The organism is Pseudarthrobacter sp. NamB4 (assembly GCF_005796185.1).
Taxonomy (GTDB): domain Bacteria; phylum Actinomycetota; class Actinomycetes; order Actinomycetales; family Micrococcaceae; genus Arthrobacter.
The window spans coordinates 1-1006 of sequence record NZ_VAHM01000041.1; the positions used below are offsets into that span (position 1 = coordinate 1).

1 protein-coding gene is annotated in these 1006 nt (G+C 64.4%); it reads left to right on the forward strand.

The annotated features are described in order from the left end of the window. The coding region (lipA, locus tag FDW81_RS17940; RefSeq protein WP_240720418.1) for a lipoyl synthase at positions 1 to 1006 on the forward strand (1006 nt) is incomplete at both ends.

Here is a 1006-nt window from a genome sequence, read left to right on the forward strand (position 1 = left end):
TGACATTGGCACCTGAAGGCCGGAAGATGCTGCGGATTGAGCAGCGCAATGCTGCTGTCCCGGTGGAGCGGAAGCCGGAGTGGATCAAGGCCAAGGTCCAGATGGGTCCCGAGTTTGTGGGCCTGAAGAACCTGGTGAAGAAGGAAGGCCTGCACACGGTGTGTGAGGAGGCCGGCTGCCCCAACATTTTCGAGTGCTGGGAGGACAAGGAAGCCACTTTCCTGATCGGCGGGTCCGAATGCACGCGCCGGTGTGATTTCTGCCAGATCGATACCGGCAAGCCTTCCCCGGTGGACATGTTCGAACCGACCAAGGTGGCCCGTTCGGTGCAGTCGATGCAGCTGCGCTACGCCACGGTCACCGGGGTTGCCCGTGACGACCTCGCGGACGAGGGCGTGTGGCTCTACGCCGAAACGGTCCGGAAGATCCATGAGCTGAACCCGGGCACCGGGGTGGAGCTGCTGATCCCGGACTTCTCCGGCAAACCCGAACACATCAAGGCGATCTGTGACTCCAAACCCGAGGTGTTCGCGCACAACGTTGAAACCGTGCCGCGGATTTTCAAGCGGATCCGGCCGGCGTTCCGGTACGAGCGGTCCCTGGATGTGATCACCCAGGGCCGGGACCTGGGCATGGTGACCAAGTCCAACCTGATCCTGGGGATGGGTGAAACCCGCGAAGAAATTTCCGAGGCGCTGCGGGACCTGCACGCTGCCGGGTGTGACCTGATCACGATCACCCAGTACCTGCGCCCGTCCGAGCGGCACCTGCCGGTGGACCGGTGGGTCAAGCCGCAGGAATTCGTGGACCTGCAGCACGAGGCAGAGGAGATCGGCTTCCTCGGCGTCATGTCCGGACCCCTGGTCCGCTCCTCCTACCGGGCAGGCCGGCTCTGGGCCACCGCCATGCGGAAGAAGGGCCGGGACATCCCGGCAGAACTGGCCCATATCGCGGACGGCATCCAGGACTCCGGCACCACCCGCCAGGAAGCCAGCACCCTGCTCGC